This is a genomic window from uncultured Psychrobacter sp., assembly GCF_947500265.1.
Classification (GTDB): Bacteria; Pseudomonadota; Gammaproteobacteria; order Pseudomonadales; family Moraxellaceae; genus Psychrobacter.
Window position 1 is genome coordinate 361,222 of sequence record NZ_CANMRN010000001.1, and the last position, 26,609, is coordinate 387,830.

A 26,609-nucleotide genomic window follows, 5' to 3' on the forward strand; every position below is an offset into this window, starting at 1 on the left:
ATGGCAGTTGTTATTAACAGCTGCTTTACAAGCACCAATGTATTTAGAATTAACACTGACTCAGTGGGCGATGAAACACCATTGTTAAGTTATAGTTATACTCATAAAAAGTGGCTGACAGGTAGATATATTGGAAAATTATATTTCGAATACAATGGTAGACCTCATTGTTTTGAAGTGCAGCCTCGTTTTGGTAATGCCAATATCTTAATATTATTAGAAGAAATATTTAATATTAAACTTGCACACAGCACTTCCGAGTACAAGCTGTATGATAACAGTGATAATGAGCTTTTAAAAAAGATTATAAGCATAATATGGGTTAAGACCCTGAGCAAAATTAATATACACGGTTTGCCGAAGCATAAAGTAGAAAAGCTAAATAAAAGTAGTACTGTAAGAGGTAAGATAGCTATAAAGAAAAGTGTGTTACCGATTTATAAAGAAAATTATGTAGTCTCAAAGCGGATAGAAAAAGAAGTAGACAGCACAATTTTGGCGATTTTAAAGAAAGCATACACCATCTTATGCAAAGATTATTATTTAACAGAAAATATGTTAAATGATGCGGTAAAAGAGGTAATAAGAGTACCGTGCCATAACAAGCAGGTTATCACCACGACCCAATTCCAAAAAATAAAATATGGCGCTATTTATGCTAACTATAAAGAAATAGTAGATTTCTCTTGGCATATTATTCAGTATAAGAAACAATCATCAATGCATGAAATGGCAGATATAATGGGTAATGCCTTATTTTTAGACATGGCAGAGATATGGGAAAAATATCTATTCACTATCTTAAAAAAATACTTTGCGCCTAGAGGATGGCATGTTTACTCACAGCAGTATAGAATCTACCAAAACACAGGTTTTGAACGAAGTATTATTCCAGATATTATTTTAGAAAAAGATAGTCATGTAGTTGTGCTAGATGCTAAATATAAGCGCATGACCGGTCATTTCAGAGACTATGATAGAGCTGATTTTTTCCAATTACATACTTACGGCTCTTATATGGAATCACATAATAAAAAGCTAATAGGTTTGGGGTTGATTTATCCACTAAGTGAGAGCTTCGACAAAGAAAAACTAGATAAGAACTTTGCTAACAATCTTTATGGTGACTCTACGAGTAACACTTGGTTTAAAGTAGATGGAATATGTTTAAAAGACTTACATCTCCAATTAACAGAACAAAAAGGCGGTTTTTTGAGAAGAATAGAATCGCTATTGCTTATATGACCCATATTTGATGCACCCTGACTTTAATCGCTTAAATAGACTCAAGACCTTTAAAGGGTATAACACCCGCCTTAGTAGTACCGAAGCTTCACAAGTTGATTTCTATACACTCAACCGTAGTGTTCTACAATCAATGTTATTGGCTCAATGCAAAGTTATGATCAATCAACACACAATATATGGGTTCAGGATCTAACCTCATTGAAATGACGTGTTGTGATTAAACTGTCTGTCAATATGACTAATAAAAAGTAACTGATTTATTTATAAAATAAAAAAATAGGGCTTAAATGAATTAGGCTATAAAATACAAAAAAACTTTTTTCCGATGAATATACGACAATTGTATTAATAATTTTATCAGAATGAGCTACTGTGCTTTCAGAGGATTGTTATAGTGCCCACGGCAGAATTCCAGCTCAACTTTTTAAGACGTATTCAGTGGCTGCTTGAGTCTAGCTCCTATACCTCGACCTATAAATTTGCCTTGTTAATGACAATAGTTAATCTGTCTATAGAGTCTGGAATTAATGACGACAGTGAACACAGTATTTCTTATGAGCAGTTAGCAGAGCAGTTTATACAGCTTTACTGGACACAAGCATTACCATACTCAGATCAAAGTAGTGATTCTGTACTCAGACAAAGCAGTACAACAGGGCAGGCTAGTGTTATTAATAGCATTCTAGATTTGCAGCATAAAACTAAGACAACCAGCCTGACTATAGCTCACACACAAAATATCAAACTATGGCAATCCACTATCAAAGATATTTCCTCGACTATCAAAAAGTACCCCGCAAGATATCTACAAAGTGCGGAGGACAAAGTTAGTCGTGAGTTCTTATATGTTTATGACTCAAAATCAAAGGTAATAACTTTAAAGCCTGGTATTGCATACGGTTTTACACGCTTTAGTAAAATAATTAACAAGCTATGCCAGCAATACTGGACAGAGTTCGTACGTAAGAACAGTCGTAACCAAATACATTTTAGTGATGATATTGATTTGCAGCAGTTCTTGTTCAATCAATCGCGCCAAAGTCTAAAAGTATTAATACCTATACTGATTGATACTCAGCAGGGACAGTGCTTCTATTGTCATAAACCCTTGAGAAACAATATCGAAGTTGATCACTTTATTCCTTGGTCGAAATATCCAATTGACACGACTCATAACTTCGTACTTACGGATCATAGCTGCAATAATAGTAAGCGTGATTATCTGGCTGAAGAGCTGTTTTATGAAAAATGGCTAGAACGCAATCAACAACATGGTGATACGATTGAAAAGGAAGCGAAAACTATTGGTTTTACGACCAATCAACTTCGCTCTGAAACGATCAGCCAGTGGGCTTATCAAATAGCAGTGGAACATGGGGATTTAGTTTGGTCGCCAGAATCAAGTATAAAATTACGAACTATTAACCCTAGTTTATTACCTAGGCTTAGAGGCTGATAAGTAAACTTATTATTATCTACTGGACTAAAATGAAGACTATCGAAGTTGTTGCCGCCATTGTTGTGGATGATGGAAAAATACTATGCGCTCAACGTGGCAAAAATAAGCTGAATTATCTTTCTGAGAAATTTGAGTTCCCAGGAGGTAAATTAGAAAGTGGTGAAACGCTAGAACAAGCATTAGCTCGCGAGATGAGAGAAGAGCTTGATATGTCGATTAGCGTTGATCGCCTATTACTAACAGTTGAGCATGTGTATCCAGACTTTAAAATTATTATGCACAGCTTCATTTGTTATACGCAAAGCCGTGCTTTGTTGTTGAATGAACATTTACAAGTGCTTTGGCTAGGTGTGAATGAGCTTGATACACTGGATTGGGCTGCTGCTGATCTTCCAATTGTAGAGCAGCTAAAGGCTATTATGTAATGAGCAATAAAATTCAAGAGTTACAAAATGCGTTGGTCTCTGGTTTCATAGATCATACGCGAGCTTCGAAGCATACTTTTAAACCAGAATTACTAGTTAATGATGGTCAAGGTAGAAAGGTTTTAACTTCAATTAATACACATTTGCAATTCTGCGATAAGTTTTGGTTCTCTGTTGCATTTGTCACCACCAGTGGTATCGCTTGTCTAAAGCAAGAGTTGATGGAACTTGAAAGAAAAGAGATTCCTGGACGTATACTTGTTTCGCAGTACCTCAATTTCACCCAACCAGAAGCATTGCGTGAACTACTGAAGTTTAAAAATTTAGATTTGCGAATTGCAACAGATTCTAATTTCCATGCGAAAGGATATCTATTTAGCTCATCCGACATCCATCATTTAATTATTGGCAGCAGCAACCTAACAGCGAATGCTTTGACATCAAATAAAGAATGGAATTTGAAGGTAAGCTCTAGTAACTCTGGTTCTCTTTCTCAACAAGCTATACGTGAATTCATGAAAGAGTTTGACTCTGCATTGCCTGTAACATCCGACTTTATTGAGCGTTACGAACTAATATATCAGCAAGCCAAGGCATTCTCTCAGCAAATAAAACAAGAGTGTAGTCAGGAGTCTGAAAAATCTATTGAACCGAATAAGATGCAGCAAGAAGCACTGGGGAATCTGTCTACTTTACGTGCAGAGGGTAAAAACAAAGCGTTACTGATTTCTGCTACTGGGACCGGGAAAACGTACCTTTCTACCTTTGATGCACTGAATGTAAATCCTAAACGCTTACTGTTTATTGTTCATCGTGCCAATATAGCTAAAAAAGCTTTACAGACCTATCAAACCATTTTTAAAAATGATAAAACGTTTGGTTTGTATAGTGGTCAAGCAATGGATTCTGAGAGTGATTATATATTCTCAACCATACAAACTCTCTCTAGAGAGAATCATTTAGCAAAGTTTGCTCCTGATACGTTTGATTATATTGTTATTGATGAAACTCATCGTGCTAGCGCCTCATCGTATCGAAAAATATTGGATCACTTTACCCCTAAGTTTCTTTTGGGTATGACGGCAACCCCAGAGCGGACTGATGATAGTGACGTATTTGAGATTTTTGATCACAATATTGCTTATGAGATTCGCTTACAGAAAGCGCTAGAAATGGATATCTTAGCGCCGTTTCATTATTACGGTGTGACAGACCTAAGTATTGATGGCGAATCTATAGACGACGCCTCAATGCTCAATCTCCTTATCAGAGAAGATCGTGTTAAGCACATTCTTCACTATATCGATCGCTATGGTTGTGACAATGGTGATGTTCGCGGCCTTGTGTTCTGCTCTAATATTCAAGAATGCAAGGCGTTGGCTGAGATCTTTAATGTTCATGGTTTACCATCTATTGCATTGACTGGAGAGAACTCAGAAGAACAACGTGATCTTGCAATAGAACGTTTAGAATCTTGTAATCCAGTAGATAAGCTTGATTATATTTTTTCTGTTGGTATTTTTAATGAAGGAATTGATATTCCTTGTATTAATCAGATTGTGATGCTGCGGCCAACAGAGTCGGCAATCATCTTTGTTCAGCAGCTAGGTCGAGGTTTAAGGAAGGCACAAAATAAAGACTATCTTACCGTCATCGACTTTATTGGTAACTACAAAAATAACTTCATGGTACCTATCGCTTTATACGGTGATGAGTCCTATAACAAGGATACACTGCGTCGCTTATTAGCTAGAGAAAGTTGCTTCATTCCAGGATCGTCCACGGTAAGTTTTGACAGAGTTGCAAAAGAGCGTATCTATCAAGCGATTGATACTGCGAATCTACAAACCAAAAAAGATCTATTAAAAGACTATAACTTACTTAAATATAAGTTAGGTTACGCACCTATGATGATGGACTTTATTCGTCATGGTTCCCGCGATCCTTTCTCGTATGTGGAATATGCAAAATCATTTTACCATTTTGCCAAGCAGCAAGAAAAAGATGCCTTACCGGCTCTAAATGATAATGAACTAAAACTAATTAGTACCTTCTCAAAAGATATTAATAACAGTAAGCGTATTGAAGAAAGCTTAGTACTGAAAGCTCTTCTTATGGGTGAAGTTATTACGATTGATGCTTTGGCGTTGATTATAGAAGAGCGATATGGTTATAAGATGAACCCTAATGTCGTGTCATCAGTGATTAACAATCTCAACTTAGGTTTTGTGACCGAAAAACATGAAAAAAAATTAAAATCTATAGGTAAAATTTATGGTTTTAACGTGGTTCAATTAGAGGAGAAGACGTTCTGTTGGCATCCTGACTTCTTAGGTTACTTGGCCAATGATACCTTTGTACAATTTTTAATAGATAGTACGAATTATGCTATTCATCAGTACAATAAACAGTTCAAACTGTCTGACTTTGTTGATGGTTTTCAGTTGTACCGCAAGTATTTACGTAAAGATGTTTTTAGAATTTTAAATTGGGCTGAAAACCCGGTTGCCCAAAATGTTAGCGGTTATATGGTTAGTCAAGACAAAACCAATTGCGCTATCTTTGTGAACTATCATAAATCTGAGGACATCGCAGATACCATAAATTACCAAGACGACTTTATTAATGAATCTGTATTTAGCTGGATGTCTAAATCAAGGCGAACGTTAACTAGCCCTGAGATCGAGTTGTTCAAAGCGCATGACATAAATAACCTTCGTATTCCCTTATTCATCAAAAAAGATAACATTGAAGGTAAAGATTTTTATTATATGGGTGATATATCACCAAGAAATGAAAGCTTTGAGCAAACCGCTATTTCTGGCGTTTCTGTTGTAAAAATAGAGTTTGATATGCATACAGAGGTTCGAGGTGATATCTATAATTATCTAATTGATGAGTAGAAAAATTAAGTGCTATCGTTTGAGATTTTTGATGGTTTTGAATAGTTATTCTAGTCTGCTAAGCCTATTCTACAATAAGCTTAGCAGACTAGATTTTTTTAGTGATAACGAGTGTATAAGTGATTTTATACTAACCCTAACGCCTGCTCACATGCTTCAGCTAAATAAGGATCAACCGTATCCTGTTTCAGTAGCCACTTTAGATATCCAGCTCCATCCGAATGAGTAGCTAAATCTGCAATAGCCTCACCCTTATATTTCCCAAAACTTAAATGCGTGGGTATACGAGCCATTTGGCTAAACCCATATAAGCTCTCTACATCGTTTATTTCATGACCTTGACTATTCGCCAAATCAATCAGACTACCAAGTACTAGCTGAGTGCTCATATCGACAAACTACAAACTTATAAAAATCATCTTGAAAACAAGCTATATTAATCAGTAATGGATGAAGATAAAACAATAGTATGAAAAAACTGATGTTTCTTTTATGTTAGTGCTGGTTGGTTATGGTTTTAAACCTGAAAAAAGTGTTGAAAAATAAAGCTTGCCGATGTCAACGCTTGAAGTTACTCCAGAACTTTCTGAAATTAATCTGTCTCTAAGTGAAGCGAAAAAACTTGCTACAGAAAATTAATGATGACGAACGGGCTATACGCGAAGTATATAAATAAAAAGATACTGCCTCGTCAAAACGATCTAGTACGGTGATGCTCGCTTATATTAATTCTGACCCAAAAGATATGTTCGATACCTACTGGATAGTTTTGGATGCTTTAGGTCTTTATGTAAAATTCGATACAGCATTGAGAAGCTTGAAACTCTACATTGGTGAGTTGACAATATATTTAGATAAAGGCGCTGCCTCTCTACAGAATATTGCAAAAAAGAAAAGTAGGATTCTATAAAGTCTAAGACTCAGTACGTAGAACGCGTTAATATGAGTTACGAGAAAGCTAAACAAGCTGATGAGAAAGAATCATGAGTCAGAAACAATTAACGAGTAAGCAAGAATTAAAGGTTTTGCAAGATGAGTTAGACCGTATACTTGACAGTGATCCTAGCGAGAAGTTTTATTATCAATATCAACAGTTAAAGCCTCACCTTGACGCACTTGAACGCGAAGTTGCTAATCACAGTAATTTAGCAAACAAGAAAGACCATGAGTGGATGAAGTGGCTTATTGTGATAGCAGCTGGTGTTTTTTCAGTTATTGTTACTCAAGTATCTAAAATGCCGTCACTATCATTAGATTAGCTACTTTTATTAAAAATCGCTATATCGGCAAATGCACTGGGTATCGTATCTGGTGCTATTTACCTATATACAGACGTAATAAATGCTAAAGATTTGGGCTATAAACTACAGGTGCAAAGATACTATTTGCTATTGAAAGGTAAAAAAAATATACGAAAGTTCGATAAATTCTGAGAAGTTATGGTTCACTAAAAAAGCTAGAAATCTTAGTCTATTTTGTTTTCTAGCTGTTATAGTGATTTGGGTGTGGTTCGTATGGCAAATGCAAACAGATGTTAGCCTTATAGTAAGTAATCCCTAACCTACTATAAAATCGTAAAACACCTATATCTTAATGCTGGAGAGTTAGAATGTGTACTGAAAAAGAGAGAGTAATAAAAAAAGCTCAAATGATTAGAAATGAGTGTTCTAAGAGCACTATGCCTTCACTACAACTGTGTAATTTTTTGGCACTTTATCTAGACAATGATGAAATGCCGATTGAAATAAAGGGCATCGATATAAACTTTAAGTATTTTTATATTGTAAAGACTGATAAACAGCGGCTATTACAAATACCTCAAGGTTCTGATCTCAACGAGTTGACGGATGGCAATTTACAAGAACGTGAACTAGCAAAATTGCGAGAAGATTGCAAAGCTGTTCAAGTAGAAATCGTTCAACTAAGTTAGCTACTATCTCAAAAACCCTTAGTAACCTCCCACGAAATTAAAAAACGTCTGTTTTTTATAACCTGTTAGCAAACACGCTAATAATTTCTTTATATTTATTAAACAAGAAAAGTCAAAGCCTTCGATGACTTTTTGGTTGTCTGTGTAGCAGGATGATAAGGTCCTTACCCAAACTATGGTAGACGGTGCTAATGCCCTAAATTCTGCCATCATCCAAATCAATTACTGGCAACGAAAAGTCTTTATTAATAATAGAAGGTCCCTTTATAATTAACTGAATATATAATTCTAATAAACTAACTCATGTGATAATAAATGAATTTAGACAGCATAAGAAAAATGAATAAAGGCGAACTACATGTTCATCTTAACGGTTTGGTAAGTACTGAAACTATAAAAAAAATAGTCCAGAGTGAGTCATGTGAAATACCAAAAAACTTTGACGTAAGTGTAGATTTAAATGTCTTAAGGCCTGCACAATCCCTTGTAGACTACTTGTTGCCTTGGCAAGTGCTCAGACTGATACCAAAAAACAGAGGAAATCTTAGAATTATTGTAGAAAGCGCATTTGAGAACCTGAAAGCTGATAGTGTTTCTTTCGTCGAAATCCGAAATAGCGTAATTTATTTAGCTTCTCTTAATAATATTTCTGTAGATAACGCTCTGTTTTGGCTTATAGAAGAAATAGAGGGGGCCTCACATAAATATCAGATTAGAGCAGGTTTAATTCTAACAGTCTCTAGAGGTATACATACTAATGAACATCTTAAGATATTACTTCAAGCATATAAAAATCTTGGTTTTCCCAAATGTGTTATAGGACTTGATCTTGCAGGTAACGAAGATATTGACCCTCCGAAAGAGACAGCCCAATCGTTCATGAAAGCTAAATCTGAATATGGTCTTAAAATTACTATCCATGCTGGAGAAACAGGCAATTACGAAAATATTAGGAAAGCTATTATAGAGTTTGGTGCAGATCGGATTGGACATGGAACGGCAGCATCGAAATCGGATGAGGTTATGGGGTTACTCAAAGATAGAGATATATGTCTTGAGGTGTGCCCTATTAGCAACAGACTTACCAAAGCAGTTGGTGAATATGAAGATCATCCTGTCAAAATTTTTATTGCTAATGATGTGCCCTTCGTGATTTGCTCTGACAATCCAGCAATTCATGCTTCTTCTCTTAGTTTTGATTATTACAGATTCCTATGTGAAACGAATAGTGAACAACATCTAAAAGATATGTATTTACATCAGAAAAAATATAGCTTTTTAGAGAGAATATAATGAAAATTCGATTCCTTACCAAGAATGATTACAAAGCAGCTGAAGTCAGTAAGATCCTCATGGAAACAGGGTTTGAAGTTATAGCCGCTAAGCATGTGATTAACGAGATTCAAACTGAAGACGTTAACATGCTTGTTAGAGATAAAGTCTTAAAAGCTTTTAAAATAGTTGGGCGTCCGGTTTTTGTTGAACATACAGGATTATATATAGAGAGTTTAAATGGATTTCCTGGAGGTTTAACTCAAATATTTTGGGATCAATTGCAAGCAGAGAAATTTTCTGAGCTTTTTGGTTCTAGTGGAGATAATAGACTAATAGCAAAAACAGTTATTGGCTATTGTGACTCTATGAAAATACATATGTTTGAAGGTGATATAAGAGGGACGGTTGCTGATAAACCAAGGGGAAACCGTGATTTCCAATGGGATTGTATTTTTATTCCAGAAGGAGAGACGGAGACGTTTGCAGAAATGGGTTCGCGCAAAAATGACATTTCAATGAGAAAAATTGCGTTTGATAAATTTAAATCATTTTTGAAGGAATCTAAAAAATAATGAAACAACTTCTATCATCCTTTGAACAAGGTAATGTAATACTATTCGTTGGAGCAGGTGTTTCAATGAACTTAGGCTTGCCTTCATGGAAAGCATTGATTGATAAAATCGCTGAAGAATTGGATTATGATCCTGAGATATATCAAACTTTTGGAAATAACGAAGCCTTAGCGGAATACTATAAACTGAAAAAAGGTAAAATTGGGCCATTAAGAAGTTGGATGGATATAAGTTGGCATGCAGACAGCATTGATATCTCCACATCAAAAATCCATGAGTATATTGCAAAAGCCAATTTCCCTATCATCTATACAACAAATTTTGATCGCTGGATAGAGAAATCATTGAGTCATTATAAAATGCCATATACTAAAATAATTTCTGTATCCGACCTAACTACAGTAGATAATAACAGTACTCAGGTCATCAAATTTCACGGTGACTTCGATGATGATAGTTCGATAGTACTAGGTGAAACAAGTTATTTTGAACGTCTAGAGTTTGAGACGCCTTTAGACATAAAGCTACGCGCAGACGTTTTAGGTAAGTCAGTTTTATTTATTGGATATAGCCTAGATGATATCAACTTAAGGTTTCTTTTCTATAAATTAGCTAAGTTGTGGAAGAATAGTTCTAACGAAAATTCACAGCCGAAGTCATATATTTTCTCTCCTAGACCTAACCCTATCCAAGAGACAATACTCGAACAATGGGGAATAGAGGTTATTTCTTCAGAAACCGAAAACTTAGGTTACGCACTTGAAGAGTTCCTTGGTAATTTCCAGTCAACAAAGTAATATTTGATTAATCGCTTCTTTTGATTGCCTCGGCTACTACTAAAAACAATTCATCCGTTACATCACAAATCATAGATGCTTCACCTGTCATCGCCCAAAAAATATCGCAGAAAAGCTCTATAACTATAAGTAGGTGTTCCGCTACTAAGCGAATATTTATGATTTTTCCTGGTATATGTAACCCTTTGGTATTATGTGAAAAATATAACGATATTTGGTAATCCTCCCAATCATAAGACACTTATTAAAGAGTATTAAGCTGCCTGTTTTCTAACTGAGAAGCATTAGAAAACTACATAGTAATCTCAGCTTTGCCAGTAAAAATCTTATATTTTGTCTTACGTTGAAGCAAAGTTTTGGTAGTAGCTCATAAATCAGAAAAGACACAATATAATCGTTGTGTCTTTTCTGATTTATGCCTACATATTTTAAATAAAGCCATTATTGTTGTGGCAGTTTCAATCGCTTTTACCTGTTATTTAATCTTCATCGATGTACGTAAAATTAAATGATCTTATATCTCAACCTAGAAAATAAAATTACAGGTTGTTCGCTATACTAGGCTTCATGATAAACATATGGGCTTACCATCATGATTGCTTCTTCAAATAATTGTCTTTCAAAAGAAATCCCCTCTATCGCACAAGCTTGTGCAGTTACTTTCTTAGGTAATGCCAGTAATAAATTGCAGCAAGATGCTTTTTTCTTTTTAGGCAATTGGTATCAAGAAGACTTAGGGATGATGGCAGTGACTCCAGTTGTAGTGCCCTTCTGCTTGGCAGTGTCTGATGGCGTGGCAAGCTCTAATCACTCACAGCACTGCTCAAAGGCAGTGGTAAAAGCAATCAGACGGTTATGGAACGATCAGAAGAGTATTTCTTCAGATAGTATTCATCAGCTGATTAATGAAGCTAAACACTTATCTAAGCGTCATGGTGCTGCGGCAACCCTCGCGATGATTGCCTGTGAGTTAAATGATGATGGAACCATAAAAGCAACGATAACGCATGTGGGTGACAGTCGCGTTTATCGGCTATCCAAAGGCGCATCACAGTGGCAGTGCCTGACTCGAGATCATAATCTATTGAATGAGCTCATTGACCAGCAAGCACAAGAGCAGGGTCGGCAAGCGGAGTTTGCAGACTATAACCGAGAGGGTATGGCGGGGAGTCTGTATAGCATTACTGAATGCTTTGCATTGACGGCTGATAACAGTTACTTAAGTGGTGAAGTGCCAGAAGACAGCTCTTGCAAGATTGATATTAATAGCGGAGATTGTATCGTGGTTTGTACGGATGCCATTCATGACTTAGTGCTGAGTCATGAATGGCAACTTATCAGTGCTAAAACGGATTTACAAGCTTGGCTAATCAATCTCAAGAATCAAGTTTATGAATCTGATGGCAATGCTTATGACAATGGCACCGCGATTTTGGTTCGTTTTGATTGAACATTTATGTTAATGATGAGTTGATTATTCCATCAGTCTAATAGAGAAGCTACTATGCCTACACATCCAATCGCCAGCTACACAAAGTCAGCACGTCTATTTGCTTTATATCAATGCCTGCCTCGTAGTGAAGCGGATGCTATATCACTGACAGAGTTGATGATCGCATATGGGGATAATCCAGATAATTATACGAATGAGCGTAAAAACTTAGAGAATGATTTGACTGGCTTAAACCAAATCTTTAACGATATTTTTTATAGTGATGCTCTGGTTCGAGTACCGAGATGGGGAAAAATAATCAGCGGCAAGACGGCACGATTTTATATTGAACCCAGCTTTAGTATCGATAGCCTTAATGAGCAAGCCGTGTTCTTTTGGGAGATGCTGGATAAATATACCGCAAACTATTTACCAGTTTCTTTTAAACAAGGAGTCACAGATAAGCTCACCCAACTACGACGGCAGGATAAGGAGAGTTTCCAAAAAAGTAAGCTAGGGCAATGGCAAAATCATCTCATCACCTTGCCTAGTATCGTGCAAGCACCACAACTTGATAGTGATGTGCTTGGCAGTATTCATCAGGCTTTGCTACAAAATCGCCCATTACACATAAGCTATCAAAACAAATGGGAAGACCAGCCAACTCAAAGAGTGGTGTATCCCAAAGGACTGATTTTTATTGACAATATGATCTATCTCACTGGCTTTAATCCTGTTGATGACCATATCGATGATGATGTGTTATTAAAAGCGCATCGCAACTTTGCGGTCAATCGTATTACCGGGGCAGTAGTCACAGATAAGCCAATACCTGACTGGGTAGGGCGTGAGGCTTTTTCATTAGAGCATTTGCATCAACTGGGTAGATTAGAGCCGACTATTGATAGCCAGATTAAACTGGTTTTAAAAGTACAAAAGTATGCCTGTCAGCATTTATACGAGCGCCCCTTATCGACAGATCAGAAGATTACTAAGATTGATGACAATTGGAATCAAGTCAGCGCTACGGTTGCCAATACTTATCGTTTGCAGGATTGGCTGGTAAGCATGTCGCAATTGTCCGTTGTCATTGAACCATTGGAGCTGAAGGAAGTTATTCTTGAACGTTTAAACAGTGCGTTAGAGCTTTATGAAAATCAGGCTTAGTTATTAATAAATTCAAAGTAATTTAGAGGTTCAAACTTCTGAAAGGATACATAGGAGTAGCATTATGAATGATTCTTTGTTCAACAATTTTATCCAAGCTCAAAATACTATTTATCCATCGGTTATTAAAGAGTTAACCGAAGGGCATAAGCGTACGCATTGGATGTGGTTTATCTTTCCGCAGGTTAAAGGGCTAGGACACAGTACAAAGTCTCGACGCTTTGCAATAGAGAGTCTTGATCAGGCAAAAGCGTATTTGCAGCATGACGTGCTTGGAGCACGGTTAATAGAGTGTACTAAATTACTGCTGTTGCATCCTGATAAAAGCGCTTTAGATATTTTTGGTTCTCCAGATAACCTAAAGCTGCAATCCTCGCTAACATTATTTGCCTTTGCAGCTGGTAACAAGTGTGTATTTGAGCAGCTTTTATATCAGTTTTATGCAGGCAGTTACGATATAAACACTATCAATATGCTAAGGCAAATCAATGACCAGCAATAGCGCTAAACATAACCGAACGAGGTCTTAAAAGGAAATATGAGTATGAGTACCGTGCAAAGTTTGATAAATGATGTTAGCCAAAAGATTAACGCTTTAGAGACTGCGCAAGCACTCTATAGCCGTCAATTGTCTCCAGACTTCAGTACTTTTGATTATATTAATACTGATGAATTAGGACTTAGTCGTATTCTAGCGGCTCTGCTTGATCCTAAAGGAAGTCATGCTCAACAGGAAGGCTTTTTAAGGTTATTTGTTGAGCATTGTTTGCCTGTTATATATAAAAATGATAACTGGCAGATTTTCTTTAACAACCTTGAGAAAACAGACGTTTTTCTTGAAGAAGTGACGGGAAAAAGTAATACCCAACGCCGTATGGATATTTACTTAAGATGTCAGGTGGGTGATGACAGCTACGGTATTTGTATTGAAAATAAACCTTATGCAGCAGATCAGCTTGACCAAATGAAAGACTATGCTATTGAACTTGAAAATAGAAAACACAAGCATTGGCATCTTGTTTATCTAAACGAAGATAATGACGTACCAAGTGAATATAGCGTTGATACTGAAACTTTGGAAGATTGGATAACCAGCAATCAATATAGTCATCTTAGATTTAGGGGTCTGATTGGTTGGCTTAAAGCTTGTCAAGTAGAATGCCAGAATTACAGTGTCAGTGAGTTTATTGCACAGCTAACTAAGTTTATTCAAAAACAGTTTATGGGGATAGAAGATATGAATGAAGACAACGCAATTTTAGATATCATTAAACAGAATGCAGCTACTATTGATGCAAGTATCAAGGTGTCTAACACTGTAGATCGAATGAAGAAAGAGCTGATAGCTAAGTTGAAAATAGATTTGTTAGCAAAATATAAAAAAACTGATTACGAATTAGATATTAGTTATATCGGCGAGGGCAAAAGATACGAACAGATTAGATTCATAATTCCTGGCTATGATAAGGCATGGGTTTGCTTCGAGTTCGATAATGCAGGGTTTGATCGTCCAATCCTAGGTATTAAGTTTATTTCTGTAGAAGCCGCGAAAGCTTGTCCACATACAGAAAGTATGAAAACGGTACTTAATACGATGCTGACTGATAAAAAAGTGAGCTCCTCTGCTCAGTGGCCTGCTTACTACTACTTTAATCCGCAGGATTGGAAAGGTTCGAGTGAGGCATGGTTAATGATAAATGAAGGCACGATGGCAGATAAAATTTTGGAAGAAATGGATAAGGTTTTTCGAATTTTAAATGAAAAAGGTTGTTTTAGTGATTGAGCTGGTCTTTGTACCTCATGCTGACAAAAAAAACTATTTCTATGAGCCAACAATAGTGCTGATTACAACTCTATAGACATGTGGACGACATCATTATGAGAACTAATAGTTGTGGAGACTATCCAATATGTGCGGCTTTATACCGTCCTATCATGGATTATTTTCCGCCATCTATTATCAGTTATTTTGTCACCAGCAATGACTAGGATGAGCAAACATTATTGGTGTTGAAAAGGAAGTCGGGAGCTGATTTTTTAGTGGGCATACAGACGGGTAATAATGCGTTTCAACACCTCTTTGACAATCTAGATATCATAAAGTGGATCATTAAATGTCAGTCTAATGAAGTAGAAGATGTGATCGATCTATTAGATGTCTACTCTTCACATTATGATGTTTGTCTGAATGCTTGTGATATCAAAAGTTTGTTTGAATGTAGTAGTCCATTTAAATTTATTCAGACTACCACAACAGGTAAAGCTGAATCAGATCTAATAGAAACAGCCACACAGCAGCTGATAAGCCAAATATCTAGCGTTGGTGATATTAGAGGACTATTTGTCAATCCAGAGAGCAGCGAAAACCTTGCACTAGAAGACTTTGCTTATATATCAGAAGCTATTGAATCAGTTTATGATGGTACAGAGGTATATTACAGTCAAAGCATTACTAACGAGCTCAACTCTTTTTGTTTAAGAGCGATATATGCTGAAGCTTGGGTATAAGCTTAACTTTAGAAAAGTGTCCAGTATCTTGCCAATGGTCAAAATTATAATTTATAAGACACTCTTTACTTTTCAAGAAGCAACTAAGTATTGGCATAATGAGAAGCTAACTACACCAATGCTTAGTTAGCTATATTTTAACTAATAGTTATGACTAGTTATGACTAGTTATGACTAGTTATGACGTATTAGGCAGAAAATTCCATTTGTTGCTCTAGAATCGATAAGCTCTGACGGTATTCAGCTGCATCAGCAGCCATTGTCCAATGAGCCTCTAACCCGGCATCCTCTACATAGTCACGAATTTCTTGTAATGTAACTTCAAAAAATTCTTTACGACTGTTGACCTTGTTAACTGAGGCTAAATCAAAATAACTGTGTAATTCTTTCTCTAAAGCTGGAGCATCTTCGCTATAAATCATAGCGTGCACATCAAAGACAAATGGTACAGATGCACTGGACAATTCCTTAACACGATCTAAAGGCTCTAGTCGACGAGTCATGCCAATTTTATAAATGTCTTCACCAAAACTACCGACATTACTAATAATATATACATGCCCTCGTCTAGTTTGCTGCGCCATTGATAAAGAGCGCTCTTTACGCGACTCTGCTTCTACTAATCTCTCATTGAGTTCTTGCAATTGGAGCTCATACTGCTGTTTTTGTTCAGCGGAAGCATAAGCTAATTCTTTACGTACTTTATTCATGGCTTCTCTTACCATCTGCTCGTCTCTTTTAGCCTCTTTTAAGGCTTGTTGTATTTCACGATCAGCTGCTTCTTCTTCACGCATTTGAGCGTTAATGTCACGCTGCTCTTCAGCTTCAGACATTTTTTGGTATTTATATTGATAATACACAGTACACTCCTGCATCTTTAGCTCTACATAGTCTAAAGAGAGGCCAATTTCTAAGCTAATTAAGCGTTTCTCCAGCTTTTCTGCAAGTTTCTCTATCCTAGTTAATACGGATTCGTAATTACTACTGTTTATTTTATTAATTAAATAATCACTTTCACTATTGAAAGCAAGAATTAACAAGTAACCTTGATTTTTTAACAAACGTTTGTCATATGTGGTATCACCCGTTATTTCTATATAATCTGGATAAGTGTATGCAGTAGCTTCTCTAAGCATTATTTTTTGTTTTTCTCGGATAGCTTTAAGCTTTTGGTTATATTCTTTGCTGGTTGCTTCCCCATAAGCAGGTAATGGATAAAAACCGTAATCCACATAACTTTTCATATCTGTATAAAGTGACAATTCACTCTTCAACTCTGCAAGTTGATCTTCCAAGTCTGATAAATTTTTCTGTTTATAAGGCAGCTGACTGAATGCTTGTTCTATAGTCTGTCGACTAGCTTCCATACGTTGTAGATCGCTAGTTTTATTTTCTAGTTGATTCAGTAGTCTTTGCTTTTGTTCTATATCTACATTTAGTTTTACTATCTCATTCGTCGATTGTTGCTTTTCAATTTCGAATTTTTGATTAGCTTTCCACAGCTCGTCTTTTACGACTTCAAGCTTGGCATACCATTGAGTGAACTGCTTTATAATATCATTGAGTGAACCTAGACTATTGGTGAAACGCTTGTGTGCAACAATAAAGCCAATGATAAATGTAATCGTAGAAACAACGATCAAAACACTAATATCAATCCCCGTCATAAAACCATCTCCAAATCTAATAGCCTTTCTTTAAGCTGCACACGCGCCTCAACTCGCATTGCTAGCGCTACTTTTCCACGCTCAATAACCTCCTTTTGATACTCTTTTTCAGCTTTAACCTTTTCGCGTCTATAAGCCTTCTCTTGTTGAATACGCTGTCTTTCTAACTCTTTATTTCTCTGATTCTCTTCTCTTAATCTAGCTTTTTCCTGCCGTAACCTTGACGCACGAACTCGCTTTTCTTGACGTTCTTGTTCACGTTGGATCTTTTGGTAGGCTTTATACACTTTTCTAACAGTGGGTACGAATTTTGGTTTAGCCATAATGTATTCTTAATTTAGCTTACTTTTGTATATTGTAACTATTTAAATTTCCTTTGCTATCTTTATCTACTTTTAAACCTAAGAAACAAACGAAGATGATAGGTCGGATTATATTCATTCAAGCGCTTAGCTGAAATTTCAAAATGTGATTTCTATAAAGGTGCAGGTAAAAATAAATATGAGTAATATACATACTCTATCTTTAACGTAGCTACTGCGTAGAATAAGTAATTTACTTGCTCATACCAGACAGGTATCAACCAATGTAATGGCATATTAAAGTTGGATTGAGTTTAATAGATGCCTCATACTAAAAAGCCAGACAACCTGAGTAGTCTGGCTTTTATAATAGTTAACACTTATTTCTGCTTTTTATCTATCCGCCATAAAGCATGCTCACATATTGCGCATAACCAACCGTCTTTTGCGCGCATATAAGGAATATCAGCAGGTACTTCAATTGGACAAGCATAACCGCAATACTCACATACAACATCGTCTAAGTAGGCATAACACTGAGCGATTGTTTCAAACAGTATTTGAGGGCTGACCTCATACTTCTCACAAAGCGTCTTCACATGTTTAATAAAGCCGCTTTTATTATCGTATGTCCAGTAATCCTCACATATTTTGATATCATATGTGCTCTGCATCATATTGGGTTGAAGTTTTACACTCATCATATCCTCCTCAGTAGCCACCATAACCAGACTGCGGTAATAGCTCATAGAGCTCTGCTTGAAGCTTAATACTTATATCTTCCACAAAGTACCCATCCTGAGCATCCAAGCGCTTCTGTACCCATATACGCATCGCCATATCGTTATTAAAGCACCGCTTCACTCCTAAGAAGCGCGCTAGGTTATAACCCGATGAAACGTACAACTCACGCATCAATGCATTGGCGATAAGATTTGCATCTGCACTGATTGCACCATCAGGTTTAAACTCACCAAACAGCTCTTCATAATTGATGATTTTCATTGTGACGTCTCCTTGTCAGTTTGTGCATTTGTGATTAGTCCTTTAGTGTCAGAGCTATTCGATGCGCTGATTAGCTTCTCCTTGCTCGCCAGTAGTAAGTTATCCATCGCTGAGCCATCCTGACGGGTAATATCAGGCACATAGCGGCTATACACCCGAAATAGCATCTCCGTACTACTGTGACCCATCTGTCGAGCTATCCACTCAGGATTCTCACCAGCAGCGAGCCAAAGCGTCGCTGCTGTGTGCCGAGTCTGATAAGCACGCCGGTGTTTAAGACCGAGTAGGGCAAGGGTGGGTTTCCATACCCGTCTATTCACATTACGATACTCCATTGGGTTGCCTTGTGAATTGCAAAACACAAACTCTGACTTTCCATAGGTGCGTGCCTTCTGCTCTAATAAGGCGTTATAGACTAACTGTGACATCGCAATGTCACGTTGTGAGCCTAACGTTTTCGTCGGACCCATCTCACCATTGACTAATGCCTCTCTTATACTGATCTCACGGCGATCAAAGTTAATGCACTCCCACTTAAGCCCATCAATCTCACTGGTACGCATCCCTGTAAAAAAGCGGATAGTGTAGTAGGGCTTATAGTCCGCGCGGACATGCTTTAAAATCAGCCATACCTCAGCCAGCGTAAAGGGATTTACATCCGGACGAGCTTGTTTAAGATTCTTAATATTTTTATAAGGCATCTCAAACTCATGGCGATCTGATGCTTCTTCTAGTATCATACGAAGTAGTATCATGATCTGGTTGATCCGTGCTACTGACAGACTTGACTGACCATCTTTACCGTAACGAACTTTGGCGAGGGAGCTACGGAAGGTCAGCAAGTCTGGTTTTTTTATGGCATGTACCGCTTTACCACCAAACTCAGGTAATAAATACTTATTCAAAATAATCTTTGTTTTTTGCCGATAGCTTGGTCGCCATTCAATTTTCTTCTCCTCATAAAAAGTCTCTGAAAACTGTTTAAAAGTCGGATTGCGACTGATACAAGCTTCGGCTCTATCAGCCAGTACTATCATCTCCTGTGCCCGTTCACTTTTTGGAAAGTAAGCGGCATAGTCGAAGATGCCTAGGGTAATTTCTGCTTCCATTTTTTTCATGACTTGCGCTAATTTTTTACGATTAGCTGGGTTGTCTTCTAAACTGGTCTTTTCTCGACAGCGCTTACCTAAGTAGCGGAAGTCAACGACCAGCTTGCCAAACCGTCCTCGCATAGTAGCCATAGTAAATCTCCTTATTTTTTTATTGAAGTGCCATACCGTTGATAGCGCTCATAACCGGCTTGCACATATCTTCTTCGATACGTTCCCATACATACAAAATCTTACGACCACCAAACGGGCGTATGTAGTGAATGTTTTCAATCAAAACGGTGTCTTTCATTTGATTGCGGATAGTACGTGCGTCGTACTTGATGCGTTCGGCTAACTCATCAGTTGTTAAATAAGTATTACTCATGGTATTTACCTCTTTTCAGTTATTAAGTGATTGCATTAAGTGATAGAATAAAAATTATTTTATCAGCCTGTAAAAATGCATCTTGAAGGAATCAGTTAAAATTTACCCGCTTAAAGGTAATTAATAACCGATTTGTGTAATATATTACCTTTTTACTGCAATGTAAAGCATTTTTACCCGAAAAGAGGTAAATTTTATGATCGTGTCTAAACTTCCTGTTATTTTGGCAGAGAAAAAATTGCGTGTAGCAGATGTTGTAAGAGCAACAGGCATGAGTAAATCAACCCTTCATAAACTATATAATGAAGAGTCATCAAGAATTGATTTCAATACTATCGACCAGTTATGTGAGTTTTTAGACGTGCAGGTAGGTGACTTGTTTATCTATAAGCCAAATACTGAAGATGTGGGTGACCAGTCTTGAAGACTTACAAAACTGGAAATATATGAGTAGAGAAACAGCTGTATAGCCTTATATAAAAGGCGCTTTAAAGTATGCAATTAAGGTTGGGGTTATTTTTTATATTTACTTTTCCATGATTTGGTCACGTTCTGGTCACGCTATGAGGTCAATCTACAAAAGTAATGGAAAAGAAAAAACAACGTTAAGAAAATATTTTTTAGCGTTGTTTTTTATAAAGGTAGGGATGTAAGTTGGGGTCAATTATAGAATCAGTGTTTATAGCGTGGGCACGAAATGGTCACGTTTTGGTCACGGTGCTGATTTTGAGACTTTTATCTCGTTAGATTAACTTAATAATTTGATTGAACAATAAGATATAAAAACGCTACAAGCCTTGAAAATTGGACAAAAAAAAGCCTCACTGTTAAGTGAGGCTTTTTAAGTATTTGGAGCGGGAAAAGAGATTCGAACTCTCGACCCCAACCTTGGCAAGGTTATGCTCTACCACTGAGCTATTCCCGCTAATTATCAATTAACTATCGTCAGTTGATGAAGGCGTATTATACGCAGTTTTTTTTAGGTGTCAACACCTATGACGAAAAAAATTAAAGTTATTAAAATAGGCGTGTCTTCTGGCCGTAGATATATGTTATAACGGTTTATTATAATATGTATTCCAAAAGCTTTGTATTACATAAATAAGCTGGGACGCACTTTATAATTTAATCGTAATCACATTCACAATTATCAATACTTACAAAGATAAGTCATAAGGATAAAAAATGAGTCAACAATATACCATCGCTGATTATTTGTTTGATCGTGTCGCAGAAGCGGGTGCCTCTGAGATATTTGGCGTACCTGGTGATTTTAACTTAACTTTTTTGGATAACGTTCTCGCCTCTGACAAGCTACGCTGGGTGGGTAACACCAATGAGCTAAATGCTGGCTATGCTGCCGATGGCTATGCACGCGAGCGTGGATTTGCCGCCATGGTGACGACTTTTGGCGTGGGCGAGCTGTCAGCGATTAACGCGACCGCAGGTTCTTTTGCTGAGTACGCACCGGTATTGCATATCGTCGGTGCACCAAGCACAGCCTTACAAGACTCAAAGCGCCGTATTCATCATTCGCTTGGTGATGGTGTATTCAATCATTTTATTAAGATGGTCGAGCCTGTGACGGTAGCACGAGCGCAGATTACCCCTGAAAATGCTGCTTCAGAAATTGATAGAGTGATTCGCTTAATTCTCAAAAAGCATCGCCCAGGTTACTTACTATTATCACCAGACGTTGCGCGCCAGCCTATCTATCCACCAACGACCAAGTTGATCGATAGCCAAGAAGATATTACCAGCCAAGCGGCATTGTCGGATTTCAAGCAAGCACTAACCGAGTTTTTGCCAAATAAGACCACAACACTAATGGCAGATTTGATGGTGCATCGTTTAGGCTTACAGTCACAGCTCAAAGCATTGATCGCTGAGACAGATATTCCTTATACCACGCTATCTTGGGGCAAGACGCTGCTTGATGAAAATAGCGATCGTTGGGCAGGTACTTATGCGGGTGTTGCTTCGCGTCCAATTGTCAAAGATGCGGTAGAAAACTGCGAATGCCTCATCAAAGTAGGGGTGCAATATACTGATACTACTACCGCAGGGTTTAGCCAAGATATCAATGAAGATGTGGTCGTAGACTTGCATTATGAGCGTGCTGCTATCAGTGGTAAAAACTTTGCACCGATTGCGCTAAAAGATGCGTTGCAAGCCCTGCATGAAGTGATGACCTCTGGCATTAACATCGTGCCAAAACCTTTCTGTGAAGAAGTTAAGCCGCACGAACAAAAAGGTAAAGACAGTGAGGCTATCCGCCAAGATGATTTATGGCATATTATCGCTGACCGCTTAGATCACAATAATTTGGTGTTTTCTGAACAAGGGACAGCCTATTTTGGTATCAGTGATGTGCGTCTGCCAGAAGGGGTGACATCATATGGGCAGCCGATGTGGGGCTCAATTGGCTACACGTTGCCTGCCAGCTTGGGCGCGGCAATCGCATCGCCAGATAAACGCAGTGTGTTATTAATTGGGGACGGTTCAGCATTGTTGACTATTCAAGAGCTAGCGGTCATGATTCAAGAGCGTATCAATCCAGTCATCGTCCTAATCAATAACGATGGTTATACGGTAGAGCGTGCCATTCATGGCGAAAATCAATATTATAACGATATTCCTAAATGCGATTGGCAGATCATGCCAAAAGCTTTTGGCGCCACCGAAGCAAACAGTGTATTGCTCAAAGCAGAGACGGCAGGCGAGCTAAAATCTGCTTTCGACAAAGCTGCTGCGACTACCGATAAGCTTATAATGATTGAGGTGATCGCAGACAAGCATGATATACCGCCATTGCTAGCAGACATCAGCGCGGCACTAAAGCCAAAAAAGGATTAAGCAATTCGTAGAAGCTTACTTAATAGAAGTAAATAGCTCCATTTAGCAACTTAGCTAAGTGGGGTTTTTGCATTTTTTTATCATACGGATTAATTAATCAGCGATTGCTCTTATGTCAGTTTGCAGACTTTAGTATCATGGCGGATTGGGCTACGTTCAGCCTTTATAATCAACAGGAGATGGACCCGTCGTGATTTGGTTAAAAATGCTTATCGGCGCCTTGATGGTACTGGCGATTCAAATGTTCGCCCAAACCCGATTTTTCTATTTGGCGGCACTTGCGCCGCTATTCCCCACTTTTACGTTAATCAGTCACTTTATCGTTGGTACTGAGCGCAGTCCCGCTGATTTAAAGGTCGCGTTGATATTCAGTATGCTTGGCGTCATACCGCATTTGATTTATACCTTTGTGGTGTTTTTTAGCATCAGTTATATGAGCTTATACAAGGCATTGCTATTAGGGGTAGTCGCTTGGACGGTTGCGGCGGCTATTTTGGTACTGACATGGCAATACATTCAGGGTTAAGCAATATTAAGACGTAAACTCTTTTTAGCACAGCAATGGCATTTTATGGGCTTCACTTTAATATTTGAACTTTTTTTATTGAAGTATTTTTATTGATTTGGTATTGGCTGCTAGGTCTGATGGTGATGCTAATATCATCATAAGTAATTGTCATTCATATTTTGAATAACGGCCGCTTATGATAGGCTCACTGGTGTAATATCTACTAACAGCAAAATAACGAAAAACCCATCGCAATCAATTACTATTCTTAATAATAAAAAGTAGGGCTCAAAAAAAATGGATACCTTAAATATCCTGTATCTCGTAGGCGCAGTATTAATTTTCGCCAGTATCATGGCGAGTACATTGTCGGCGCGCTTAGGCGTACCATTGTTGTTGCTGTTTTTGATAGTGGGTATGTTGGCAGGCGAGCAGGGTATCTTGGGTATTGAGTTCTCTCAATATGCGCTAGCCAATTTCGTTGGGCAGGCCGCCTTAGCCTGTATCTTGCTAGATGGTGGTTTACGTACGTCCTTTAAATCGTTTCGAGTGGGTCTAAAACCTGCGATTACGCTGGCCACGTGGGGCGTGTTGGTCACGGTCATGGTGTTAGGGGTATTTGTCACTTGGCTACTTGATGTCGATTGGCGCTTTGGTTTGCTGATGGCTGCGATTGTCGGCTCTACCGATGCCGCTGCCGTATTTTCTCTATTACGTAATGGCGGTGTCAAGCTTAACGACCGTGTACAAGCCACGCTTGAACTTGAGTCTGGTGCCAACGATCCCTTGGCTATTTTATTAGTCACTGGTTTGATTGCCCTAAATGTTGATCCTGATGGTCAGACAGTATTTGGATTTTTAGTTTTATTGCTACAGCAGCTGAGCTTTGGGCTAGGTATGGGCTTATTGTTCGGTTATTTCTTATCCCGATTATTGCCCAAGGTACATTTGGCAGAAGGGATGTATGCCATTTTGATCCTCTCCGCTGGCTTGGCTGTATTCGCTGCGACCAATCTTATTGGCGGTAGTGGGTTCTTGGCGGTATATCTCACTGGTGTATTAATCGGTAACCATAAGGTCCGCTCAACAGAGCATGTCATGCGAGTAATGGATAGCTTTGCTTGGTTGTCTCAGGCGGTACTTTTTGTGGTGCTAGGGCTATTGGTCACCCCATCAAATGTACTCAATGTCTGGCATTATTCAGTGGCGATAGCGCTCTTTATGATCTTTGTAGCGCGTCCTATTGCTGTCTATACCAGCGTCAAACCATTTAAATTTAAAGACAGAGAAATTGGGTTTATTTCTTGGGTCGGTTTGCGCGGAGCAGTGCCTATTACCTTGGCGATTTTACCCGTCATGGCTGGGATAGATAACGCCTTTATGCTGTTTGATATTGCCTTTGGTGTCGTGGTTCTCTCACTAATTTTGCAAGGTACGACCATTCCTACAATGGCAAATCTGTTTAAAGTACGTATTCCAACGAATAAAGATCCCAAAGAAGAACATGAGGTTTGGGTATCAGATAAGGCCAGTATCACACTGTATGAGTTTGAGGCAAAGTCAGGCGCATTTGCCATTGGGCGTCACCCTATGGGTATCTCCAAAGGTATCAACCCTGATGAAATCAGTGTCTTTGCGCTAGTACGCAACCAACAAATCGTAGTAGTCGATGAGCATACAAAGCTAAAATTCGGCGATAGTGTCTGGTATGCGATGAGAGGTAATCACGCTAGCAAAATCGCTAAGATTTTTAATGACACGACATTAGATCGCAAAGCTATCGATGATTTCTATGGCGATTGGTTGCTATCACCGAGTGTCAAGCTTGGAGACTTGCCGTTTTTTACAGGAATTATGGCGTCTGAGACATTGGTAAAAACACTCAAAACGTCCGATGAAGACAGCGCAAAAAATATGTGGGAGCAGACGGTAGCTGAGTACGTAAAATCGCATTTAGGTACTGCGCCAGTGTCAGGCGACACCGTCGTGATAAGTGATGAATGGTCATTGGTCATTAAGGAAGTCGATGACAAAGGGAAGCTGAGAACCATTGGCCTAAAGTACCAAGACCAAACAGCGACCGCCTAAAATTTTGTCGCAAATTTTTAATGGCTAATTATCAGAATAGTAAGATAAAGCCTTGTCTTTAAAGGCATTACTTTCAAGACAATGCACCAGCTACTAGAACTCTATGATTAAGAAACACTGAGAGTCCGAGTAGAAAAATCTGCTGATAAATTAGGGCGTGTCTTCAATTGGATAAGCCCTAAATAATAGTTACAATACCGCATCTATTGAGTCGATGCGAGAAATACAAGTTATGGCAAGAAAAGCATTAACAGATACGCTTTGGGATCAATTGCAATCGACGATGATAAAGTACGGCTGCTATCAAACTCAAAACAGCCGAGAGATCATGGAAGCCATACTGTGGAAACTACGCACAGGGGCGCCTTGGCGTGACATACCTGAAGAATTATGTTCGTGGAAAACAGCCTATAGTCGTTTCAACCGCTGGTCGAAAACTGGCTTATGGGCGGATTTTTTTTTGGCTTATGAAAAGAAGTTGATACGGAATGGGTATTCACAGACGGAAGCTATGTTCGCTGTCATCAGCATGCAAGTGGAGCTCGGCTTGGTGAAGAACGAGCAATTGGACAAAGCCGTGGCGGAGCAACTACAAAGATACACCTATCCTGTGATGCCGATGGATATCCGCTCAATTTTAAAATCACTGGGGGTGAAGTCCACGACAGTCAAGTTGCAGGTGAATTGATTGAAATGATTGGGCAAGCTGATTACTTTATCGCTGATAAAGGCTATGACTCAGAGTCTATCAGAGACAAAGCTCGAAGCCATAATATGATACCTGTCGTTCCTAAAAGGAAAAATGCCAAACAGCCTAATCCAGAGTTTGATAGCTATTTGTACAAGCTGCGTCATCTTGTTGAAAATATGTTTGCAAGGCTTAAGCATTTTCGTAGTATCGCTACTCGCTATGAGAAGTTAGCGCGTAATTTTAAGTCAATGCTTTATCTGGCGTGTACTATCGTTCATTGTAAGATGAATTGAAGACACG

Annotated in this window: 25 protein-coding genes, 1 tRNA gene and 1 pseudogene; 19 read left to right on the forward strand and 8 right to left on the reverse strand. The window is 38.1% G+C overall.

Annotation, left to right across the window (positions count from 1 at the left end; genetic code table 11):
* The 4 genes from Q0788_RS01495 (at position 1) to Q0788_RS01510 (ending at position 6,035) form a co-directional block, all read left to right on the forward strand.
* Positions 1-1,245 carry a hypothetical protein gene (locus Q0788_RS01495; protein ID WP_298807398.1) on the forward strand — a complete coding sequence of 415 codons (1,245 nt, stop codon included), beginning with the start codon at positions 1-3 and terminating at the stop codon, positions 1,243-1,245.
* A gap of 493 nt (positions 1,246-1,738) precedes the next feature.
* Positions 1,739-2,704, forward strand: a complete 966-nt coding sequence (locus Q0788_RS01500) for an HNH endonuclease (RefSeq protein WP_298807399.1) — start codon at positions 1,739-1,741, stop codon at positions 2,702-2,704.
* Positions 2,705-2,736: 32 nt separating this feature from the next.
* Positions 2,737-3,132 carry a (deoxy)nucleoside triphosphate pyrophosphohydrolase gene (locus Q0788_RS01505; RefSeq protein WP_298807400.1) on the forward strand — a complete coding sequence of 132 codons (396 nt, stop codon included), beginning with the start codon at positions 2,737-2,739 and terminating at the stop codon, positions 3,130-3,132.
* A complete protein-coding gene (locus tag Q0788_RS01510; protein WP_298807401.1) occupies positions 3,132-6,035 on the forward strand; it encodes a DUF3427 domain-containing protein in 2,904 nt (967 codons plus the stop codon). Before Q0788_RS01505 ends, Q0788_RS01510 begins: the two co-directional genes overlap by 1 nt.
* A 125-nt stretch (positions 6,036-6,160) precedes the next feature.
* Here Q0788_RS01510 and Q0788_RS01515 read toward each other — a convergent pair whose 3' ends face one another.
* Positions 6,161-6,424 (reverse strand): hypothetical protein, encoded by a 264-nt coding sequence (locus Q0788_RS01515; RefSeq protein ID WP_298807402.1) that lies wholly within the window; start codon positions 6,422-6,424, stop codon positions 6,161-6,163.
* A gap of 594 nt (positions 6,425-7,018) precedes the next feature.
* On the opposite strand from Q0788_RS01515, the gene Q0788_RS01520 reads away from it, so the two are divergent.
* The 10 genes from Q0788_RS01520 to Q0788_RS01565 all read left to right on the forward strand — a co-directional run bounded on the left by Q0788_RS01520 (position 7,019) and on the right by Q0788_RS01565 (position 15,716).
* Positions 7,019-7,294, forward strand: coding sequence for a hypothetical protein (locus Q0788_RS01520; protein ID WP_298807403.1), 276 nt, complete (start codon positions 7,019-7,021; stop codon positions 7,292-7,294).
* Between the two features lie 350 nt (positions 7,295-7,644).
* Positions 7,645-7,965: a hypothetical protein gene (locus Q0788_RS01525; protein WP_298807404.1), complete on the forward strand. Its 321-nt coding sequence runs from the start codon at positions 7,645-7,647 to the stop codon at positions 7,963-7,965.
* Positions 7,966-8,280: 315 nt separating this feature from the next.
* Positions 8,281-9,258 (forward strand): hypothetical protein, encoded by a 978-nt coding sequence (locus Q0788_RS01530; protein WP_298807405.1) that lies wholly within the window; start codon positions 8,281-8,283, stop codon positions 9,256-9,258.
* A complete protein-coding gene (locus Q0788_RS01535; protein WP_298807406.1) occupies positions 9,258-9,812 on the forward strand; it encodes a non-canonical purine NTP pyrophosphatase in 555 nt (184 codons plus the stop codon). The genes Q0788_RS01530 and Q0788_RS01535 overlap by 1 nt, the downstream gene beginning before the upstream one ends.
* The gene (locus tag Q0788_RS01540; RefSeq protein ID WP_298807407.1) at positions 9,812-10,609 is read left to right on the forward strand and encodes an SIR2 family protein; all 798 of its coding nucleotides are present in this window, start codon (positions 9,812-9,814) and stop codon (positions 10,607-10,609) included. Before Q0788_RS01535 ends, Q0788_RS01540 begins: the two co-directional genes overlap by 1 nt.
* Before the next feature lie 592 nt (positions 10,610-11,201).
* Positions 11,202-12,059: a protein phosphatase 2C domain-containing protein gene (locus tag Q0788_RS01545; protein ID WP_298807408.1), complete on the forward strand. Its 858-nt coding sequence runs from the start codon at positions 11,202-11,204 to the stop codon at positions 12,057-12,059.
* 54 nt (positions 12,060-12,113) lie between these two features.
* Positions 12,114-13,208, forward strand: coding sequence for a WYL domain-containing protein (locus Q0788_RS01550; RefSeq protein WP_298807409.1), 1,095 nt, complete (start codon positions 12,114-12,116; stop codon positions 13,206-13,208).
* 64 nt (positions 13,209-13,272) lie between these two features.
* Positions 13,273-13,710 carry a DUF1810 domain-containing protein gene (locus Q0788_RS01555; RefSeq protein WP_298807410.1) on the forward strand — a complete coding sequence of 146 codons (438 nt, stop codon included), beginning with the start codon at positions 13,273-13,275 and terminating at the stop codon, positions 13,708-13,710.
* Between the two features lie 42 nt (positions 13,711-13,752).
* A complete protein-coding gene (locus Q0788_RS01560) occupies positions 13,753-14,991 on the forward strand; it encodes a PD-(D/E)XK nuclease family protein (protein ID WP_298807411.1) in 1,239 nt (412 codons plus the stop codon).
* Between the two features lie 257 nt (positions 14,992-15,248).
* A complete protein-coding gene (locus tag Q0788_RS01565) occupies positions 15,249-15,716 on the forward strand; it encodes a hypothetical protein (protein WP_298807412.1) in 468 nt (155 codons plus the stop codon).
* Between the two features lie 188 nt (positions 15,717-15,904).
* Here Q0788_RS01565 and Q0788_RS01570 read toward each other — a convergent pair whose 3' ends face one another.
* The 6 genes from Q0788_RS01570 to Q0788_RS01595 form a co-directional block, all read right to left on the reverse strand.
* Positions 15,905-17,383, reverse strand: coding sequence for a DUF4041 domain-containing protein (locus tag Q0788_RS01570; RefSeq protein WP_298807414.1), 1,479 nt, complete (start codon positions 17,381-17,383; stop codon positions 15,905-15,907).
* Entirely contained in the window at positions 17,380-17,706 is a 327-nt protein-coding gene (locus Q0788_RS01575; RefSeq protein WP_298807416.1) for a hypothetical protein, read from the reverse strand. The genes Q0788_RS01570 and Q0788_RS01575 overlap by 4 nt, the downstream gene beginning before the upstream one ends.
* 359 nt (positions 17,707-18,065) lie before the next feature.
* Positions 18,066-18,386: a hypothetical protein gene (locus tag Q0788_RS01580; protein ID WP_298807418.1), complete on the reverse strand. Its 321-nt coding sequence runs from the start codon at positions 18,384-18,386 to the stop codon at positions 18,066-18,068.
* 10 nt (positions 18,387-18,396) lie between these two features.
* Positions 18,397-18,690 (reverse strand): hypothetical protein, encoded by a 294-nt coding sequence (locus tag Q0788_RS01585; protein ID WP_298807419.1) that lies wholly within the window; start codon positions 18,688-18,690, stop codon positions 18,397-18,399.
* Positions 18,687-19,931 carry a tyrosine-type recombinase/integrase gene (locus tag Q0788_RS01590; RefSeq protein WP_298807421.1) on the reverse strand — a complete coding sequence of 415 codons (1,245 nt, stop codon included), beginning with the start codon at positions 19,929-19,931 and terminating at the stop codon, positions 18,687-18,689. Before Q0788_RS01590 ends, Q0788_RS01585 begins: the two co-directional genes overlap by 4 nt.
* A 19-nt stretch (positions 19,932-19,950) precedes the next feature.
* Positions 19,951-20,166 carry a hypothetical protein gene (locus tag Q0788_RS01595; RefSeq protein WP_011513303.1) on the reverse strand — a complete coding sequence of 72 codons (216 nt, stop codon included), beginning with the start codon at positions 20,164-20,166 and terminating at the stop codon, positions 19,951-19,953.
* 196 nt (positions 20,167-20,362) lie between these two features.
* Here Q0788_RS01595 and Q0788_RS01600 point away from each other — a divergent pair, with 196 nt between their 5' ends.
* Positions 20,363-20,590 (forward strand): helix-turn-helix transcriptional regulator, encoded by a 228-nt coding sequence (locus tag Q0788_RS01600; RefSeq protein WP_298807424.1) that lies wholly within the window; start codon positions 20,363-20,365, stop codon positions 20,588-20,590.
* A gap of 426 nt (positions 20,591-21,016) precedes the next feature.
* Here Q0788_RS01600 and Q0788_RS01605 read toward each other — a convergent pair.
* A tRNA-Gly gene (locus tag Q0788_RS01605) sits at positions 21,017-21,091 on the reverse strand.
* 260 nt (positions 21,092-21,351) lie between these two features.
* Between Q0788_RS01605 and Q0788_RS01610 the strand changes: the two genes are divergently transcribed.
* The 4 genes and pseudogenes from Q0788_RS01610 (at position 21,352) to Q0788_RS01625 (ending at position 26,602) form a co-directional block, all read left to right on the forward strand.
* Entirely contained in the window at positions 21,352-23,022 is a 1,671-nt protein-coding gene (locus Q0788_RS01610) for a thiamine pyrophosphate-binding protein (protein WP_298807426.1), read from the forward strand.
* 190 nt (positions 23,023-23,212) lie between these two features.
* Positions 23,213-23,548 carry a GlpM family protein gene (locus Q0788_RS01615; RefSeq protein ID WP_224737711.1) on the forward strand — a complete coding sequence of 112 codons (336 nt, stop codon included), beginning with the start codon at positions 23,213-23,215 and terminating at the stop codon, positions 23,546-23,548.
* Between the two features lie 279 nt (positions 23,549-23,827).
* Complete coding sequence (locus Q0788_RS01620; protein WP_298807427.1) at positions 23,828-25,618, forward strand: potassium/proton antiporter; 1,791 nt, start codon at positions 23,828-23,830, stop codon at positions 25,616-25,618.
* A gap of 232 nt (positions 25,619-25,850) precedes the next feature.
* Positions 25,851-26,602, forward strand: a pseudogene (locus Q0788_RS01625) (IS5 family transposase).
* The last annotated feature ends 7 nt before the right edge of the window (positions 26,603-26,609 follow it).